Origin of the sequence: Streptomyces sp. NPDC046727, from assembly GCF_040645635.1 — a bacterium.
GTDB lineage: Bacteria > Actinomycetota > Actinomycetes > Streptomycetales > Streptomycetaceae > Streptomyces.
The window spans coordinates 386,970-404,315 of record NZ_JBEYYR010000003.1 but is presented as its reverse complement, the minus strand read 5'-3'; the positions used below and the strand labels follow the sequence as shown (position 1 = coordinate 404,315).

The following is a 17,346-nucleotide window of genomic DNA, read 5'->3' as shown; positions in this document are numbered from 1 at the left end:
GCGCGACCAGCCACGACGGGCCTGCGGACGACCGCCGACCCCTCATGGCTCTGCCGGCGGAGCGTCTAGTGGACGCCGAGCCAGCCCTCGATGGGATGAAGGGCGAAGTAGACGAGGAACACGACCGTCAGACCCCACATGAAGGCGCCGATCTCGCGGGCCTTGCCCTGGGCCGTCTTGATGGCGACGTAGGAGATGACGCCCGCGGCGACACCGGTGGTGATGGTGTACGTGAACGGCATCAGGACGACGGTCAGGAAGACGGGGATGGCGGTCGCGCGGTCGGCCCAGTCCACGTGCCGGGCGTTCATCAGCATCATCGCGCCGATGACGACCAGGGCGGCGGAGGCCACCTCCTGCGGGACGATCGCGGTCAGGGGGGTGAAGAACAGACAGGCCGCGAAGAAAAGGCCGGTGACGACCGAGGCGAGACCGGTGCGGGCGCCCTCGCCGACGCCGGTGGCCGACTCGATGAACACGGTCTGGCCGGAGCCGCCCGCCACACCGCCGATCGCGCCGCCGGCGCCGTCGATGAACAGCGCCTTGGACAGGCCCGGCATCCGGCCCTTGTCGTCGGCCAGGTTGGCCTCGGTGCCGACGCCGATGATGGTGGCCATCGCGTCGAAGAAGCCGGCGAGCACGAGGGTGAAGACGATCATGCCGACCGTCATCGCGCCGACCTGGCCCCAGCCGCCGAACTCCACGTCCCCGAAGAGCGAGAAGTCGGGCATCGAGACCGCGCTGCCGTGCAGTTCGGGGGCGCCGTTCGCCCACTGCTTGGGGTCGATGACGCCGAACCCGTTGAGGACGGCGGCGACGACGGTGCCGGAGATGATGCCGATGAGGATGGCGCCGGGGACGTTCCGGGCCTGGAGCATGAAGATCAGCAGGAGGGTGCCGGCGAAGAGCAGGACCGGCCAGCCGGCGAGTTCGCCGGCGGGGCCGAGGGTGACCGGGGTGGCCTTGCCCTGGTGCACGAAGCCGGACTTGTAGAAACCGATGAGGGCGATGAACAGGCCGATGCCCATCGTGATGCCGTGCTTGAGCGCGAGCGGGATCGCGTTCATGATCATCTCGCGCAGGCCGGTGACGACCAGCAGCATGATGACGGCGCCGTACATCACGCACATGCCCATGGCCTGCGGCCAGGTCATCTCCGGGGCGACCTGGGAGGACAGGACGCCGGAGACGGAGAGGCCGGCGGCGAGGGCGAGCGGCACCTTGCCGACGAAACCCATCAGCAGCGTGGTGAAGGCCGCCGCGAACGCGGTCGCGGTGATCAGCGCCTTCTGGCCGAGCGTGTCCCCCGCGTGGTCCTTGCCGGACAGGATGAGGGGGTTGAGCAGGAGGATGTAGGCCATCGCCATGAAGGTGGTGATGCCGCCGCGGACCTCTCGCGAGACCGTGGATCCTCTTCTGGATATGTGGAAGTACCGGTCGAGCCAGGAACGCCCGGCCGGGACGCGGCTGCCATCGCCCGCGTCGTCGGCTGCGGTCCTGGGCTCCACTGACTGCTGGGTCATGGTGCCATCTCCCAAGGTTCACAGGGGCACCCGTGCAACCGCCCTGACGGTCACGGGATTTGGGAATGGACGACCCGGGGGACGGCCCGAGACGAACGAATTTCCTGGTACTTCAAGGACCGCGAGCGGAGCGGAACTCAAAGGGGTTCCTCCGGGCGGCGCGGCGGAGTGTGTGACGTTCCCTGCGCCGCCCGGAGAGCTGTGGGGTGCTACGCGGTTTCCGTGAGGTGCTCGGGCCGCACCGGAGTGCGGTTGAGCTCCAGCCCGGTCGCGTTCCGGATCGCCGCGAGGACGGCCGGCGTGGACGACAGGGTCGGGGCCTCGCCGATGCCGCGCAGCCCGTAGGGGGCGTGCTCGTCGGCGAGTTCGAGCACGTCGACCGGGATGATCGGCGTGTCGAGAATCGTGGGCAGCAGGTAGTCGGTGAAGGACGGGTTCCTGACCTTCGCGGTCTTGGGATCGACCACGATCTCCTCCATCACCGCGATGCCCATGCCCTGCAGGGTGCCGCCCTGGATCTGGCCGAGGACGGACAGCGGGTTGAGGGCCTTGCCGACGTCCTGGGCACAGGCCAGTTCGATGACCTTGACCAGGCCGAGTTCGGTGTCGACCTCGACGACCGCGCGGTGCGCCGCGAAGGAGTACTGGACGTGGCCGTTGCCCTGGCCGGTGCGCAGGTCGAAGGGCTCGGTCGGCCGGTGCCGCCACTCCTCCTCGATCTCCACCGCCTCGTTCTCCAGGACGTCCACCAGGTCGGCGAGGACCTCGCCGCCGTCGGTGACGACCTTGCCGCCCTCCAGGAGGAGTTCGGCCGTCGCCCAGGCCGGGTGGTACGAGCCGAACTTGCGGCGGCCGATCTCCAGGACCCGCTCGCGGACGAGTTCGCAGGCGTTCTTCACGGCGCCGCCGGTGACGTACGTCTGCCGGGAGGCCGAGGTCGAGCCGGCCGAGCCCACCTGCGTGTCGGCCGGGTGGATGGTCACCTGGGTGACGCCCAGCTCGGTGCGGGCGATCTGCGCGTGGACGGTGACGCCGCCCTGGCCGACCTCCGCCATCGCGGTGTGCACGGTGGCGACGGGCTCACCGGCGATGACCTCCATGCGCACCTTGGCGGTGGAGTAGTCGTCGAAGCCCTCGGAGAAGCCGACGTTCTTGATGCCGACCGCGTAGCCGACACCGCGGACGACGCCCTCGCCGTGGGTGGTGTTGGACAGGCCGCCGGGCAGCTGCCGTACGTCGGCGCCCTCGCTGGACTCCCACTGGCGCTCGGGCGGCAGCGGCATCGCCTTGACGCGGCGCAGGAGTTCGGCGACCGGAGCCGGGGAGTCGACCGGCTGCCCGGTCGGCATGATGGTGCCCTGCTCCATCGCGTTCAGCTGCCGGAACTCCACCGGGTCCATGCCGAGCTTCTTCGCCAGCTTGTCCATCTGCGCCTCGTAGGCGAAGCACGCCTGGACCGCGCCGAAGCCGCGCATGGCGCCGCACGGCGGGTTGTTGGTGTAGAGGGCGATGGCCTCGATGTCGACGTCGTCGATGACGTACGGGCCGACCGACAGGGACGAGGCGTTGCCGACGACCGCCGGGGAGGCGGAGGCGTAGGCGCCGCCGTCCAGGACGATCCTGCACTTCATGTGCGTGAGCTTGCCGTCCTTGGTGGCGCCGTGCTCGTAGTAGAGCTTCGCCGGGTGCCGGTGGACGTGCCCGAAGAAGGACTCGAACCGGTTGTAGACGATCTTCACCGGCTTGCCGGTGCGCATCGCCAGCAGGCAGGCGTGGATCTGCATCGACAGGTCCTCGCGACCGCCGAACGCGCCGCCGACGCCGGCCAGCGTCATGCGCACCTTCTCCTCGGGCAGGCCGAGGACGGGCGCGATCTGGCGCAGGTCGGAGTGCAGCCACTGGGTGGCGATGTAGAGGTGGACGCCGCCGTCCTCCTCGGGCACGGCGAGGCCGGACTCGGGGCCGAGGAAGGCCTGGTCCTGCATGCCGAAGGTGTACTCGCCCTCGACGATCACGTCGGCCCGTTTGCGGGCCTCCGTCACGTCGCCGCGGATGATGGGCTGGCGGTGCACGATGTTCGGGTGCGGCACGTGGGAGGCGTGGTGGTCGTCGCGGCCCTCGTGGACCAGGATCGCGTCGGGGGCGGTCGCGGAGGCCTCGTCGGTGATGACGGGCAGCTCCTTGTACTCCACCTTGATCTTGGCGGCGGCGCGGCGGGCCGTCTCCGGGTGGTCGGCGGCGACGATCGCGACCGGCTCGCCGTGGTGGCGTACCTTGCCGTGCGCGAGGACCGGGGTGTCCTGGATCTCCAGGCCGTAGTTCTTCACCTCGGTGGGCAGGTCGTCGTACGTCATGACGGCGTACACGCCGGCCATGGCGAGGGCCTCGGAGGTGTCGATCGACACGATCTCGGCGTGCGCGACGGTGGAGCGCAGGATCTGGCCCCACAGCATGTCCTCGTGCCACATGTCGGACGAGTACGCGAACTCGCCGGTGACCTTGAGGGTGCCGTCCGGGCGGAGCGTGGACTCGCCGATGCCGCCCTTGGTCCGGTAGCCCTGCGTGATCTTCGTAGGAGCGCCGTTCGTCGGCATGTCTGTCAGACCCCCTCGGACTGGCGGGCGGCCGCCAGGCGGACCGCGTCCATGATCTTCTCGTAGCCCGTGCAGCGGCACAGGTTGCCCGACAGCGCCTCGCGGATGTCCGCGTCGGTCGGGTTCGGGTTGTTCTCCAGCATCTCGTCGGCCGCGACGAGCAGACCCGGGGTGCAGAAGCCGCACTGGACGGCGCCGGCGTCGAGGAACGCCTGCTGGATGGGGGAGAGTTCGGTGCCCTCGCCGGTCTGCGAGTCGGTGCCCTTGGCCTTCCACCCCTGGGCGTCCTGGAGGGTCGTACCGCAGGCGCCGGTGGCGCAGCCGCCCTCGGCGCGCTGCTTGGCGTAGTCCGCGAGGCCCTCGACGGTCACCACGTCCCGGCCCTCGACCTGGCCGGCCGCGACCAGGCAGGAGCAGACGGGCACGCCGTCCAGGCGCACGGTGCAGGAGCCGCACTCGCCCTGCTCACAGGCGTTCTTCGAGCCGGGCAGGCCCAGGCGCTCGCGCAGGACGTAGAGCAGGCTCTCGCCCTCCCAGACGTCGTCGGCTTCCTGCGGACGACCGTTGACGGTGAAGTTGACGCGCATCACGCAGCTCCCTCGGTGGTGCGGCGGGCGCCGCGGTACGACTCCCAGGTCCAGGTCAGGGTCCGGCGGGCCATGACGCCGACCGCGTGCCGGCGGTAGCTGGCGGTGCCCCGGACGTCGTCGATCGGGTTGCAGGCGGCGGAGCACAGGTCCGCGAACTGCTTGGCGACCGACGGGGTGATGATCTTTCCGTTGTCCCAGAAGCCGCCCTCCTCCAGGGCCGCGTTCAGGAACTCCTCGGCGGCCTTGGCCCGCACCGGGGTGGGGGCGGCCGAGCCGATGCCGGTCCGGACGGTGCGGGTCTCCGGGTGCAGGGCGAGACCGAAGGCGCACACGGCGATGACCATGGCGTTGCGGGTGCCGACCTTCGAGTACTGCTGCGGGCCGTCGGCCTTCTTCACGTGCACGGCGCGGATCAGCTCGTCGGGCCGGAGCGCGTTGCGCTTGACGCCCGTGTAGAACTCGTCGATCGGGATCAGCCGGGTGCCCCGGGCCGCCGACGCCACCTCGACCTCGGCGCCGGCCGCGAGGAGGGCGGGGTGGGCGTCGCCGGCGGGCGAGGCCGTGCCGAGGTTGCCGCCGACGCCGCCGCGGTTGCGGATCTGCGGGGAGGCGACCGTGTGCGAGGCGAGCGCGAGGCCCGGCAGCTCGGCACGGAGATTCGACATGATCTTGGTGTACGGGACGGAGGCACCCAGCCGTACGGTGTCCTCGCCGACCTCCCACTCGTAGAGGTCGCCGATGCGGTTGAGGTCGAGGAGGTACTCGGGCCGGCGGTGGTCGAAGTTGATCTCGACCATCACATCGGTGCCACCCGCAATCGGCACAGCGGTGGGGTGCTCGGCCTTCGCGGCGAGCGCCTCCTCCCAGCTGGCGGGGCGAAGGAAGTCCATGACCGGCTCTCTTCTTCGTCTCGTGGGTCGTTCAGATTGAGCCAATCCGTGTGCGGCGGGCCCGGCTCGTTCATGTCCTGTTAACGCGGAGTGGACTCAGTACACCGCCCTGTGCTCCGGCGGGGTCAGTCACCGAAACCATGAAGGAGTTGGCTGGCCAGCCCGGGCATCTTGTAGATTCGTATGAACGGAGGTCATCGGTAACCTCTCCGTTTTCCTGGGGAAACGCAGGTAACGGCACGGCGAGCCCGGTTTCCGGCCGGTGCGGCCCCTCACCGGGCCCCTTCCCGGCCCCCCTCCATGATCCATCGTAGGTTTCGAGACAAAGAACGGCGGCGACGAGATGCGGCTGCGCGCACTGCTGGACACCGATGCGCTGGGCCTGCGGCTGCTCGGCGGCGAGGACGAGCTGGACCGCGCGGTACGCGGGGTCATGACCACCGACCTGCGCGACCCGAGCCGCTACCTCTCCGGCGGTGAGCTGGTGCTGACGGGCCTGGCCTGGCGCCGGGACGCGGCCGACTCCGAGCCCTTCGTACGGATCCTGGTGCAGGCCGGGGTGGCGGCCCTCGCGGCCGGCGAGGCCGAGCTGGGCGATGTGCCGGACGACCTGATGCTGGCCTGCGCGAAGCACCGGCTGCCGCTGTTCGCGGTGCACGAGTCGGTGGCGTTCGCGACGATCACCGAGTACGTGGTCCGGCAGGTCTCCGGCGAGCGCGCCGGAGACCTGGCGGCCGTCGTGGACCGGCACCGCCGGATGATGACCTCGGGCCCGGCGGGCGGCGGCCCGGACGTGGTCCTGGACCTGCTCGGCACCGACCTGGACCTGCGCGCCTGGGTGCTCTCTCCCACCGGCCGGATGATCGCCGGTTCCAAGGAGGCGGGCCCGGCGCTGCCCGCCGAGACCTGCGCCCGGCTCGCCGCCGAGCACCTGGCGGCCACCCGCACCGGCCGCCGCGGCCCGCACCGGGTCCTGCTGGGCGGCACGACGTACTCCCTCTTCCCGATCCGCTCCTCCGGACGCTCCCCGCAGGCCTCCCGCGATGTCCGCCAGACGGTCCTGTCGGACTGGCTGCTGGCCGTGGAGGCGGACGCCGGCGACTGGCCCGGGGAGCGGCTGGATCTGCTCCAGGGCGTCACCCAGCTGATCGCCGTCGAGCGGGACCGCCGGGACGCGGCCCGCACGGTGCGGCGCCGGCTCGCCCAGGAGGTGCTGGAGCTGGTGCAGACCGGCGCCGCGCCCGCCGAGATCGCCGCCCGCCTGCGGGTGGCGGCGCCGGTGCTGCTGCCCGGCCTGGGGGCGGCCCCGCACTGGCAGGTCGTGGTGGCCCGCGTGGAGTGGGAGGGCGAGGAGGTCGACGGCGGCCCGGTCGCCCAGTCCCTGCTGGAGGAAGTGCTGGTCGACCCGCTGGCGACCGGCCCGGAACCCTCGGACCGGATCGCCGTGGCCCACACGGGCGACGAGGCGATCGCCCTGGTCCCGCTGCCCGCGGTCTCCGCCGAGCACGACGGCTCGGAGACCGGCCTGCTGGCCGACTCCCTGCTCCAGTCGGTACGGGAGCCGCTGTCGGCCGGCCTGAACGACGACGGCCGGCTCACCCTCGGAGTCAGCGCGGCCGTGCACTCGGCGGAGGGCCTGCGCGGCGCCCTGGAGGAGGCCCGGCACGCCCGCCGGGTCGCCGCGGCCCGCACCGGCCGGGTCTGCGCGGCCGGCCACCAGGAACTGGCCAGCCACGTCCTGCTCCTCCCGTTCGTCCCGGACGACGTCCGCCGCGCCTTCACCGCCCGTCTGCTGGACCCGCTGACGGACTACGACCGCCGGCACCGGGCCGAGCTGATCCCGACCCTGGAGGCGTTCCTCGACTGCGACGGCTCCTGGACCCGCTGCGCCACCCGCCTCCACCTGCACGTCAACACGCTGCGCTACCGGGTCGGCCGGATCGAGCAGTTGACGGGACGTGACCTCTCCCGCCTGGAGGACAAGCTCGACTTCTTCCTGGCCCTGCGCATGAGCTGAGGTCAGTGGGGGCGCCCGCCGGCCAAACCCGGTCACGCCCGCGCCCCACTACTTTGTGAAATCTTTCACCCACCCTCTTGGCCGGGCCCCGCGATTGGTGCTGGAATGCCGCCACCACTCAACAGCTCGATGGCGTGCTCGGGGAGGGCAACGTGGCGCATACCGCCATGTCTGGTAACGGAACGACCGGTGACGATCCTCTCCAGACCGCGGTATGGCGGTTGCGCAGCCGGGCCTGCTGGGTCGACGCGGCGGCCCTGCTGCCGGCCGACGATCCCGCGCCCGCGCTCCAGCGGGCCGCCCTGCTGGCCGAACGGTGCCTGTACACCGAGCGGGGCTGGGAGGAGGCGGAGGACGCGCTGCGCACGGCGGAGGCGCTGGCGCACAGCGACGAGGAGCGCGGGGCCGCCGCCTGCGAGCGGGGCTACCTGGCCTACGCCTCCACCCTGCTCGGCGTGCGCGACCGGGCCGACGAGGCACGGGCCGCGCTCGGCAGGGCCGCGGCGCTGATCCCTCCGGGGGGCTCGGGGCGGGCTCTGCTGGACTTCAGACGGGGGCTGGTGGCCCAGAACCTGGCCGGTGTCCCGCAGGCGGCCCGCGCCGCGTTCCGCCGCGCCCACGCCGCCGCCACGGCCGACGCCGACCAGCTCCTGCTGTCCTTCACCTGGCGGCACCTGGCCGGACTCGCCCTGCGCGAGGGCGAGTTGGCCGATGCCCGGCACGGCTTCGCCGAATCCCTGCGGATCCGGGAGGAGTTGGGCTACCTGGTGGGCACGGCACCGGCGCTCGCCTCCCTGGCGGAGACGGAGGAGGAACCCGAGGCGTCCCGGCTGCGGGAGGAGGCCCGCCGCCTGTTCCGGCTGCTCGGCGGTGTACCCACCTGGCTGGCCCGCCAGCTGGCACCGCCTGCGCCGGGGGCGGCGACGGCGTAAGGGACGGGGCATGGGAGGCCGGTCGCCGCCTGCGGGCCGGTGGGGGTTGCTCGCGCGGTTCCCCGCGCCCCTCCGGGGCGCTTCAGGCGCCCGCGAAGTGCTCTGTCACCAGCCCCCGCACCACATCCACGTCCCCGACGGCCAACGCGTCCAGCAGAGCCGTGTGCTCCGCCGCGTCCGCGAGGAGTTCCGCCCGGGTCCGGCGGACGGGCGGCCACTGCGAGCGCCGGTGCAGGTCCTCGGCGATACGGACCAGCTGCTCGTTGCCCGCCAGGGCGAGCAGCGCCCGGTGGAAGGCGCGGTCGGACTCCGCGTACGTCGCCGGGCAGCCGGTGGCGGCCGCGCGTGCCGTCTCCTCCGCGAGGGGACGCAGTTCGGCCCACCGCTCGGCCGGCACCGTACGGGCCAGCCGCAGCATCACCGGCACTTCGATCAGCGCCCGCACCTCGGCCAGCTCGGCCAGCTCCCGCGCACCCCGCTCGACGACCCGGAAGCCCCGGTTGGGCACGACCTCGACGGCGCCCTCCAGCGCGAGCTGCTGCATGGCCTCCCGCACCGGCGTGGCCGAGACGCCGAAGCGTTCCCCGAGCACCGGCGCCGAGTAGACCTCGCCCGGCTTCAGGTCGCCGCTGACCAGCGCCGTGCGCAGCGCGTCCAGGATCTGCCCGCGCACCGAGGAGCGCTGCACGGCGGCCCGCGGCGCGGGGACCGACGGCTCACCGTGCGTGTGCTCGCCGCGCGCCGCGCCCGGCACCGCGGCGTCCCGCTCCCGGCCGGGGCCGGCGCCTGCGGACGGGCGCTGCTGCGCCGGCACCCGGGCGGCGACCGGCGCGCCCGGGGAGCCCTGCACGCCCTGCTTCACGGGTCCTCCTGGCGGCTTGTCGGTACTTGGGGTCATTGACGATGGGTTGTCGCTTGTCCGTCAAGCACCTTAGGCGCACCAGGCGACAGTTCAAACTCTGACCATCTCAGGTAAGGCAAGGCTTACCTTTCAGTCAGCCGTCCGGGAGCGCTCCCACGGGTCCGCCAGGATCACCGCCACAGGGACCGACCCTTCGCGGACCGACCCCGGACAGGGGATTCACACCTTCCTCACCCGTCACGGGAACTTTCCGTGGAACCACCCCTACGGGTAGTCTTATTCGAACTCAACTCCCGCCCCTCATGCGGCAGTTCGAGCAGAACGCCGCCCTGGGCATCCCCTTGCGCTTTCTTGGCGGCCTCTTGCCCCGAAACCCCCTGAGGGCCGTCGGGAGTGGGCCACTATGGCGGGCGTTACGCCCTATCCCAATGCAAGGGACCCCTGATGAGACTGACCGACATATCGCTGAACTGGCTACTTCCCGGCGCCGTACTGCTCCTGGGCATGCTGGCGGCGGTGGCGGTGCTCGCGCGCGGCAAGCGCTCCTCCGGGGAGACCGCGAGCGCGGACGACTCGTGGGAGCGCAGCGAGGAGCGCCGCAGGCGCAAGGAGGCCATCTACGGCACGGCCTCCTATGTGCTCCTGTTCTGCTGTGCGGCGGTGGCGGCGGCCCTGTCCTTCCACGGCCTCGTCGGCTTCGGCGAACAGAACCTCGGGCTGACCGACGGCTGGCAGTACCTGGTGCCGTTCGGCCTCGACGGCGCGGCGATGTTCTGCTCCGTCCTCGCGGTGCGCGAGGCCAGCCACGGTGACGCGGCGCTCGGCTCCCGGATACTCGTATGGCTCTTCGCGGCGGCGGCCGCCTGGTTCAACTGGGTGCACGCGCCCCGGGGCGCCGGGCACGCCGGTGCGCCGCAGTTCTTCTCCGGTATGTCGCTGTCGGCGGCCGTGCTGTTCGACCGGGCGCTGAAGCAGACCCGCCGGGCCGCGCTGCGCGAGCAGGGCCTGGTGCCGCGTCCGCTGCCGCAGATCCGGATCGTGCGCTGGGTGCGGGCGCCCCGCGAGACCTACAAGGCGTGGTCGCTGATGCTCCTGGAGGGCGTGCGCAGCCTGGACGAGGCCGTCGAAGAGGTCCGCGACGACCAGCGCAAGAAGGACGAGACCCGGCAGCGGCGGCGTGACCAGCAGCGCGTGGAGCGGGCCCAGCTGAAGGCGATCAGCCGGGGCCACCGCGGCTTCGTCGGCCGTGGCGCCGCCCGCCAGGTCGAGGTGTCGGCGGTGGAGCGCGGTCCCGCGCCGGCCACAGCGGAGCCTGCCATATCGACCGCGGAGCAACTGCCCGTCCGCGCCCGTCCCTCCCTGCAGCCGGTCCGCAACGGAGCTGAACCGGTGACCCTCGACCTCACCGCCGAGGACGACACCATGGCCCTGCCCCGCCTGGACTCCCTGGAGCGCAAGCTCAAGGACCTGGAGCAGCAGTTCGGCTGACGGCCGGCCCCGCGGGGTGACCGCGGTACGGGACGGGGGCGTGACCGCACGGGTCACGCCCCCATCCCGTTTCCCGTCCGCGCCGCGCGTCCCCGGCTCGTTCCGCCGCCGGTCCGCGGCTTCTCAGGCCGCCTCGGCGCCGAGTTCGAACCACACCGACTTGCCCACCCCGTGCGGCCGTACCCCCCAGGAGTCGGCGAGGGACTGCACCAGCACCAGGCCCCGGCCGTGGGTGTCGTCGTCCGTGTCCGGGCCGCGCAGCTCGGGTCTGCGGGCCACGAAGTCCCGCACCTCCACCCGCAGTCCGCCCCCTTCCACGACGGCCGTCAGGACGGCGTCGTCGTCGGTGTGGACGAGCGCGTTGGTGACGAGTTCGCTGGTGAGGAGTTCGGCGATCTCCGAGCGGCCCGGCCTGCCCCAGTGCCGCAGCAGTTCGCGCAGCTCCCGGCGGGCCTCCGGCACCGCCCTGAGGTCGGCCCGGCCCAGCCTGCGCCTCAGCCGCCGCGCGTGATCCGTGATGGTGTCGGTCTCTTCCCCCGTTGTCGCCGAGGAGGCCCCTATGGTCACGGGACCGCCCCCTCGTGCCTGCCTCTTCATGACCCCCGCCCGCACGCCGCTGGACCCTGCCCCTCCTGGTCGAACACGTTCACGGGGGATGCTTGCCCAGCAGGCTCCGGGGCAGTCCTGGCGTATGTCCGATGCCCGGCGGTTCGGCCATGTCCGCGCCCCTGTCCGGCGGGCCACCGGGCTCCGCCTCCGCCGTGCCTCGGGCTTCCCGGACGCCGCTGGACGCCACGGATGCCCCGTGACGGCGGCCCGGACGCACCCGGCGCCGGCTGTCGGCACGCCGTCATGTCCCGTGAAACTGGCCGAAATCCACCCCTCCGGTCGCCCCTCAGGGGCGCGGTACGTTGCGCAGGTTGGAGCGGGCCATCTGGAGCATCCGGCCGACCCCGCCGTCCAGCACGATCTTGGAGGCGGACAGGGCGAACCCGGTGACCATCTCGGCGCTGATCTTCGGCGGGATCGACAGGGCGTTGGGGTCGGTGACGATGTCCACCAGGGCCGGCCCCTTGTGCTTGAAGGCGTCCTTGAGCGCCCCGGCGAGCTGCTTGGGCTTCTCCACCCGCACCCCGTGGGCGCCGCAGGCCCGGGCGACGGCGGCGAAGTCGGGGTTGGTGTTGGCGGTGCCGTACGAGGGCAGTCCGGCGACCAGCATCTCCAGCTCCACCATGCTCAGGGAGGAGTTGTTGAACAGCACGACCTTGACCGGCAGGTCGTACTGCACGAGCGTCAGGAAGTCGCCCATCAGCATGGAGAATCCGCCGTCGCCGGACATGGAGACCACCTGGCGGCGCCGGTCGGTGAACTGGGCGCCGATCGCCATCGGCAGCGCGTTCGCCATCGACCCGTGCGAGAACGAGCCGATGATCCGGCGGCGGCCGTTGGGCGAGATGTAGCGGGCGGCCCACACGTTGCACATCCCGGTGTCGACGGTGAACACGGCGTCCTCGGCGGCGACTTCGTCCAGGACGGCGGCCACGTACTCGGGGTGGATCGGGACGTGCTTGTCGACCTTGCGGGTGTACGCCTTGACCACGCCCTCCAGCGCGTCGGCGTGCTTCTTCAGCATCCGGTCCAGGAAGCGCCGGTTCGTCTTCTCCTTCACCCGCGGGATCAGGCACCGCAGCGTCTCGCGGACGTCGCCCCACACGGCGAGGTCGAGCCGGGAGCGGCGGCCGAGCACCTCGGGCCGCACGTCGACCTGGGCGATCTCCACGTCGTCGGGCAGGAAGGCGTTGTACGGGAAGTCGGTGCCGAGCAGGATCAGCAGATCGCACTCGTGGGTGGCCTCGTAGGCGGCGCCGTAGCCGAGCAGACCGCTCATCCCGACGTCGAACCTGTTGTCGTACTGGATGTATTCCTTGCCGCGCAGGGCGTGCCCCACCGGCGACTTGATCTTCTCCGCGAACTCCATCACCTCGGCGTGCGCGCCGGCCGTGCCGCTGCCGCAGAACAGGGTGACCTTGCCGGCCGCGTCGATCATCTCCACGAGCTTGTCGATCTCGGCGTCACCGGGCCGCACGGTGGGCCGCGAGGTGACGAGCGCGCTCTGCGCGGCCTTCTCCGGGGCCGGCTCGGCGGCGATGTCGCCCGGCAGGGACACCACGCTCACCCCGCTCTGCCCGACCGCGTGCTGGATGGCGGTCTGCAGCAGCCGGGGCATCTGCTTCGGGCTGGAGATCAGCTCGCTGTAGTGACTGCACTCCTGGAACAGCCGGTCCGGGTGGGTCTCCTGGAAGTAGCCGAGGCCGATCTCGCTCGACGGGATGTGCGAGGCGAGCGCGAGCACCGGGGCCATCGAGCGGTGGGCGTCGTACAGGCCGTTGATCAGGTGCAGGTTGCCCGGGCCGCAGGAGCCGGCGCAGGCGGCCAGCCTGCCGGTGATCTGGGCCTCGGCGCCGGCCGCGAAGGCGGCGCTCTCCTCGTGGCGTACGTGGATCCAGTCGATGGCGGCGTTGCGGCGCACGGCGTCCACGACCGGGTTGAGGCTGTCGCCGACGACGCCGTAGAGGCGGCGCACCCCGGCCCGGACGAGGATGTCGACGAACTGCTCGGCTACGTTCTGTTTGGCCATGTACCCATACAGTCACAGGGGCCGCTGTCACGCCTCCCAAACGGCCGCCGCCGTACGGTCGTCGGCGTAGCCCTTCACCCGCACCTGGGCGTCGGCGAGGAACCCGGCGAGGCCGGGCGGGGTACGGCCGGACCAGCGGCGGGCCAGGTAGGCGCAGAGCGCGGGCTCGCCGCGCAGCGGGTCGGCCAGCCCCTCCGTGCACATCACCAGCGCATCACCCGGGCGGGCTACCGAGGCCCGGAACCGGAACGGCTCCCGGGGCGGCTCCGGGACCGCCTCGAACGGGCTCGGCGGGGCCGGGATGCCGAGGTCCGTCGTCAGCCGGTCGCCCTCGGCCGTCCGCTCGGCCGGCGAGCCGGAGCCGAGGACGGGGGCGCCACCGGTGCCGTCGGGTGCCCCGCTCGGCTCGATGTCCTGCCAGCCGCCGTCCCGCAGCCGGAACAGACCGCCGTCGCCGACGCCGAAGAACACGCGCGTACGGCAGTCCGGGTCGGCGGGCAGCAGCAGACAGCGCAGGCTCGCCGTGTACTCCCCGGGGTCGGCGCCCTGCTCCGCGGCGCTCACCCGGAGCTTGCCGAGGCTGCGGTCGACGAGCCGATGCAGCCCCGGCTTCAGGTCGCCGCGCCGGGCCGCCCGGATGTCCGCCACCAGCCGCTGGTGGTTGCGGCCCACGGCCCGCGCGATCCACCGGCACGCCTCGGCCGCCGCCAGGTGCGCGCCCGGGACGCCCCGCGCGCCGGTCGCCATCGCGACGAGGACCAGCGCCTGCTCGCCCGCCCCGAACCGCGCGGTCAGCAGCGCGTCCCGGCGCGGTTCGCCCCGGTAGCGGGCCGAGTCCCCGCGCAGCGACACGGCCCGCAGCGTGCACGCCCCGTACCGGGCGCCGTCCAGCACGGTGTCCGCGACCGGCTCGCCCGGCCCGTCCGGATCGGCGAGCGGGAGCGCGGTGGGCTCGGGGTCGTAGGTGGGGGGACCGGAGCCGACGTAGTCGATGGAGGGGGCGGGGGCCGCGGTGTCCGTGGGACGGGCCGGCTCTGCCGGCGGAGCCGGCGCGGTGCGCTGCGTCGGCACGGCCGGTATCGCAGGATCCGGGGGTGCCGGCTCCAGGGATTGCGTCGGCCCGGCCACCACCGCGCTCCGGGCCGAGGCGAAGCGGTCGTCCAGGGAATCGGGCGCTGCCGTGGGCCCCGTGTCCTCGGTGGAGTCGTCGTACAACCGCCCCCACCAGTCGTCCTGGTGGCGGGCGGGTGTTCCCCCCTGCTGGCTCATGCCCCTGATTGTCCACCGCACCGGCCGTGGGAAAACGGCGCATCGGGAAAATCCGGAGCACGGCGACGCGTCGAAGAACGGGTCGAGTGAGCGGCTGAACAGCCGTACGAGAAACGGTCGGTGGCCGCCGGGCGGCCCCACCCTCCACGGGAGGACCGCCCGGCGACGTCCGCCGACGTGACCGATCTGGCGCGGCGCCTGACGCTGACCGAGCGGGACACCGAGCGGGCGCTGCGCCGGCTGGAACGGCGGGGTCTCGCGGCCCAGTCCTCGGCGCGGCCGGGCCGCTGGGTGGCGGCGCCGCCCGGGGTGGCGCTGGGCGCGCTGCTCACCCAGCAGCGGCACGAGCTGGAGCAGGCGGAGCCGGCGGCGGCGCTGCTCGCGGAGGAGTACCGGGCGACGGCGGCCGAACCGGCGGTGCACGACCTGGTGGAGGTGGTGACCGGCGCCTCCGCGGTCGCCCAGCGCTTCCTCCAGCTCCAGCTGGGCGCGGCCGAGGAGGTGTGGTGGTGGAGCGCGCGGTGCTGGACCTGCCGGACGGGCTGACCGAGCTGACGGCGGCGCTCGGCCGGGACGTGGCCGAACAGCTCGACGTGGGCCTGCGGACCGTGCAGCGTCGGGTGCGGCGGCTGATGGAGCTGGCTCGGGTGACGACCCGGCTGCAGCTGGGCCGGCACGCCCGGGAGCGGGGCCGGGTGACCCGCGAAGACGCCCTGGGCGAACCGGAAGATTCTCGCTGACCTGCGTCTTCTCCCGTTCTTCGGCACTCTGGGCAGATGGGAGAGTGGGAACTCCTGCTGGTCGGCGTGGTGATCGCGCTGGGCCTGTGCGGAGTGCTGGTCCCCGGGGCGCCGGGGTCGTGGCTGGTGTGGGCGGCGGTCCTGTGGTGGGCGCTGACGGATCCGCGGCCGGTGGCCTGGTGTGTGCTGGTGGGCGCCACCGCGGTGCTGCTGCTGTCGCAGGTGGTGCGCTGGGCGCTGCCGCCGCGCCGGCTCCGGGAGAGCGGCGCCACGCCGCTCATGGGGGTGTACGCGGGCGCGGGGGCGGTGCTCGGCTTCGTCCTGCTGCCGGTGGTGGGCGCCCTGCCGGGCTTCATGGCCGGGATCTACCTGGAGGAGCGGCTGCGGCTCGGCGGGCACGGCGAGGCGCTGGCCGCGCTGCGGACGGCGATGCGGTCGGGAGGCTCCAGCGTGCTGGCGGAGCTGTTCACCTGCCTGCTGATCGCGGGGTCGTGGCTGGGCGCGGTGCTGGGGGGATGACCGGCGCGGCGCCCCCGGGCCGGTCCTGAAGGGCGGGCCCGCTCGCCCGCCGGGTGAGGGCACGGAGGACGGTGTCGGCCACGGCCGCCATCCCGGTGTCGGTGAAGTGCAGATGGTCGCCGGGGTCGTAGCCGGGCAGGATGCGGGCGGGGTCGGCCGGGTCGCGGAGGGCGGCGTCCGCGTCGGCGACCGCGTCGAAGACACCGCCGGTGCGGATGACGGCGTTCACCCGCTGCCGTACCGCCTCCCGGACGGGGGTCCAGGCGGCGTAGCCGCCGAACGGGGTGAGGGTGACGCCGACGACCCGGATGCCACGGGCGTGGGCGCGGGCCACCAGCGCGCGGTACGCGTCCGCGTAGGCGGCGGCGTCGTTCGCCTCGGGGACGCCCTTGATGTCGTTGATGCCCTCGAAGACGACCAGGGCCCGTACCCCGGCCCGGTCCAGGGCGTCGGCGTCCAGGCGGGCGAGGGCGCTCGGTCCGGTGCCGTCGCGCAGCAGGCGGTTGCCGGCGACGCCGGCGTTGAGGACGCCGATCCGGTACGGGTTCAGCCGCTGGGCGAGCCGGTCGGGCCAGCGGCGGTTGGTGTCGGGGGTGGAGCCGTTGCCGTCGGTGAGGGAGTCCCCGAACGCGACGACGCTGCCGGCGACGACACCCCGGACGTCGACGCCGACGACGTAGTACCAGCGGTTCATGGTCGCCGTGTACGCGGTGCCGCTCTCGTCGGCGGCCCGCCCGGCGCCGGCCCGGGCCAGGTAGCTGGTCTGCAGGGCGGTGCGGTGGTAGGTGGCGGGCCCGGAGTCGTCGGGGGTGTACACGGTGACGAGCAGGTCGGCGGCGGCCGGCACGGGCAGCCGCACCGGATCGGTGACCGCGTCCGCGCCCGGCGGGACGGTCACCTGCGTGGCGCCGTGGAAGGTGGCGGTGCGCAGGGTGCCGGGTACGGCGTCGGGGCCGGCCGCCCGGCGCAGCGCGACCGTGACCGCGCCGAGGTGCAGGGGCTTGGTGCCGAGCCGGTTGCTGAGGCGGACGCGGACGGCGATGCCGCCGACGCTGAGGTGGACGACGTTGCGGACGGCGGCGCCGAGCAGCGCGGCGGCGGTACCGGACGGCGCGGTCTCCCAGCTGCCGGCCCAGGGCAGCGGGGCCGGCTCGGCGACGGCGGGTGCCGTCAGGGCCGGTAGCAGCGCCGGGAGGAGGACCGCGAGGACTCGTACGACCGTGGCCATGTGCGCCCGCCCTTCCCGGTGGCTCGTCGGAGGTGACCGTGCCACACGGGCGGGCC

The 17,346-nt window shown here is 73.0% G+C and carries 13 protein-coding genes and 1 pseudogene; 5 read left to right on the top strand and 9 right to left on the bottom strand.

Features of this window, described 5'->3' with window-relative positions:
* Positions 1-65: 65 nt before the first annotated feature.
* The 4 genes from ABZ937_RS05835 to ABZ937_RS05820 form a co-directional block, all read right to left on the bottom strand.
* A complete protein-coding gene (locus ABZ937_RS05835) occupies positions 66-1,523 on the bottom strand; it encodes an NCS2 family permease (protein ID WP_361686065.1) in 1,458 nt (485 codons plus the stop codon).
* Between the two features lie 209 nt (positions 1,524-1,732).
* Complete coding sequence (locus ABZ937_RS05830) at positions 1,733-4,117, bottom strand: molybdopterin cofactor-binding domain-containing protein (protein ID WP_361686063.1); 2,385 nt, start codon at positions 4,115-4,117, stop codon at positions 1,733-1,735.
* A 5-nt stretch (positions 4,118-4,122) separates the two neighbouring features.
* Positions 4,123-4,704: a (2Fe-2S)-binding protein gene (locus ABZ937_RS05825; protein ID WP_361686061.1), complete on the bottom strand. Its 582-nt coding sequence runs from the start codon at positions 4,702-4,704 to the stop codon at positions 4,123-4,125.
* A complete protein-coding gene (locus ABZ937_RS05820; protein ID WP_361686059.1) occupies positions 4,704-5,597 on the bottom strand; it encodes a xanthine dehydrogenase family protein subunit M in 894 nt (297 codons plus the stop codon). The genes ABZ937_RS05825 and ABZ937_RS05820 overlap by 1 nt, the downstream gene beginning before the upstream one ends.
* 343 nt (positions 5,598-5,940) lie before the next feature.
* Between ABZ937_RS05820 and ABZ937_RS05815 the strand changes: the two genes are divergently transcribed.
* Together ABZ937_RS05815 and ABZ937_RS05810 are read left to right on the top strand one after the other, a co-directional pair.
* Positions 5,941-7,614, top strand: coding sequence for a PucR family transcriptional regulator ligand-binding domain-containing protein (locus ABZ937_RS05815; RefSeq protein WP_361686057.1), 1,674 nt, complete (start codon positions 5,941-5,943; stop codon positions 7,612-7,614).
* A 167-nt stretch (positions 7,615-7,781) separates the two neighbouring features.
* The gene (locus ABZ937_RS05810; RefSeq protein WP_361686055.1) at positions 7,782-8,546 is read left to right on the top strand and encodes a hypothetical protein; all 765 of its coding nucleotides are present in this window, start codon (positions 7,782-7,784) and stop codon (positions 8,544-8,546) included.
* 82 nt (positions 8,547-8,628) lie between these two features.
* On the opposite strand, the gene ABZ937_RS05805 is transcribed toward ABZ937_RS05810, so the two are convergent.
* Positions 8,629-9,408: a GntR family transcriptional regulator gene (locus ABZ937_RS05805; RefSeq protein ID WP_361686053.1), complete on the bottom strand. Its 780-nt coding sequence runs from the start codon at positions 9,406-9,408 to the stop codon at positions 8,629-8,631.
* A gap of 444 nt (positions 9,409-9,852) precedes the next feature.
* Between ABZ937_RS05805 and ABZ937_RS05800 the strand changes: the two genes are divergently transcribed.
* Positions 9,853-10,896: a DUF2637 domain-containing protein gene (locus tag ABZ937_RS05800; RefSeq protein ID WP_361686051.1), complete on the top strand. Its 1,044-nt coding sequence runs from the start codon at positions 9,853-9,855 to the stop codon at positions 10,894-10,896.
* A 123-nt stretch (positions 10,897-11,019) separates the two neighbouring features.
* On the opposite strand, the gene ABZ937_RS05795 is transcribed toward ABZ937_RS05800, so the two are convergent.
* The 3 genes from ABZ937_RS05795 to ABZ937_RS05785 form a co-directional block, all read right to left on the bottom strand.
* Complete coding sequence (locus ABZ937_RS05795; protein WP_361686049.1) at positions 11,020-11,463, bottom strand: ATP-binding protein; 444 nt, start codon at positions 11,461-11,463, stop codon at positions 11,020-11,022.
* Positions 11,464-11,791: 328 nt separating this feature from the next.
* Positions 11,792-13,534: a pyruvate dehydrogenase gene (locus ABZ937_RS05790; protein ID WP_361686047.1), complete on the bottom strand. Its 1,743-nt coding sequence runs from the start codon at positions 13,532-13,534 to the stop codon at positions 11,792-11,794.
* Between the two features lie 27 nt (positions 13,535-13,561).
* Positions 13,562-14,803 carry a protein phosphatase 2C domain-containing protein gene (locus ABZ937_RS05785; protein ID WP_361686045.1) on the bottom strand — a complete coding sequence of 414 codons (1,242 nt, stop codon included), beginning with the start codon at positions 14,801-14,803 and terminating at the stop codon, positions 13,562-13,564.
* 168 nt (positions 14,804-14,971) lie between these two features.
* Here ABZ937_RS05785 and ABZ937_RS05780 point away from each other — a divergent pair.
* A pseudogene (locus tag ABZ937_RS05780) lies at positions 14,972-15,543 on the top strand (helix-turn-helix transcriptional regulator); the annotation flags it as partial.
* Between the two features lie 36 nt (positions 15,544-15,579).
* Positions 15,580-16,062: a DUF456 domain-containing protein gene (locus ABZ937_RS05775; protein ID WP_361686044.1), complete on the top strand. Its 483-nt coding sequence runs from the start codon at positions 15,580-15,582 to the stop codon at positions 16,060-16,062.
* Here ABZ937_RS05775 and ABZ937_RS05770 read toward each other — a convergent pair.
* Positions 16,010-17,290 carry a GDSL-type esterase/lipase family protein gene (locus tag ABZ937_RS05770; protein ID WP_361686042.1) on the bottom strand — a complete coding sequence of 427 codons (1,281 nt, stop codon included), beginning with the start codon at positions 17,288-17,290 and terminating at the stop codon, positions 16,010-16,012. The two genes, ABZ937_RS05775 and ABZ937_RS05770, sit on opposite strands and share 53 nt — an antisense overlap.
* Between the last annotated feature and the right edge of the window lie 56 nt (positions 17,291-17,346).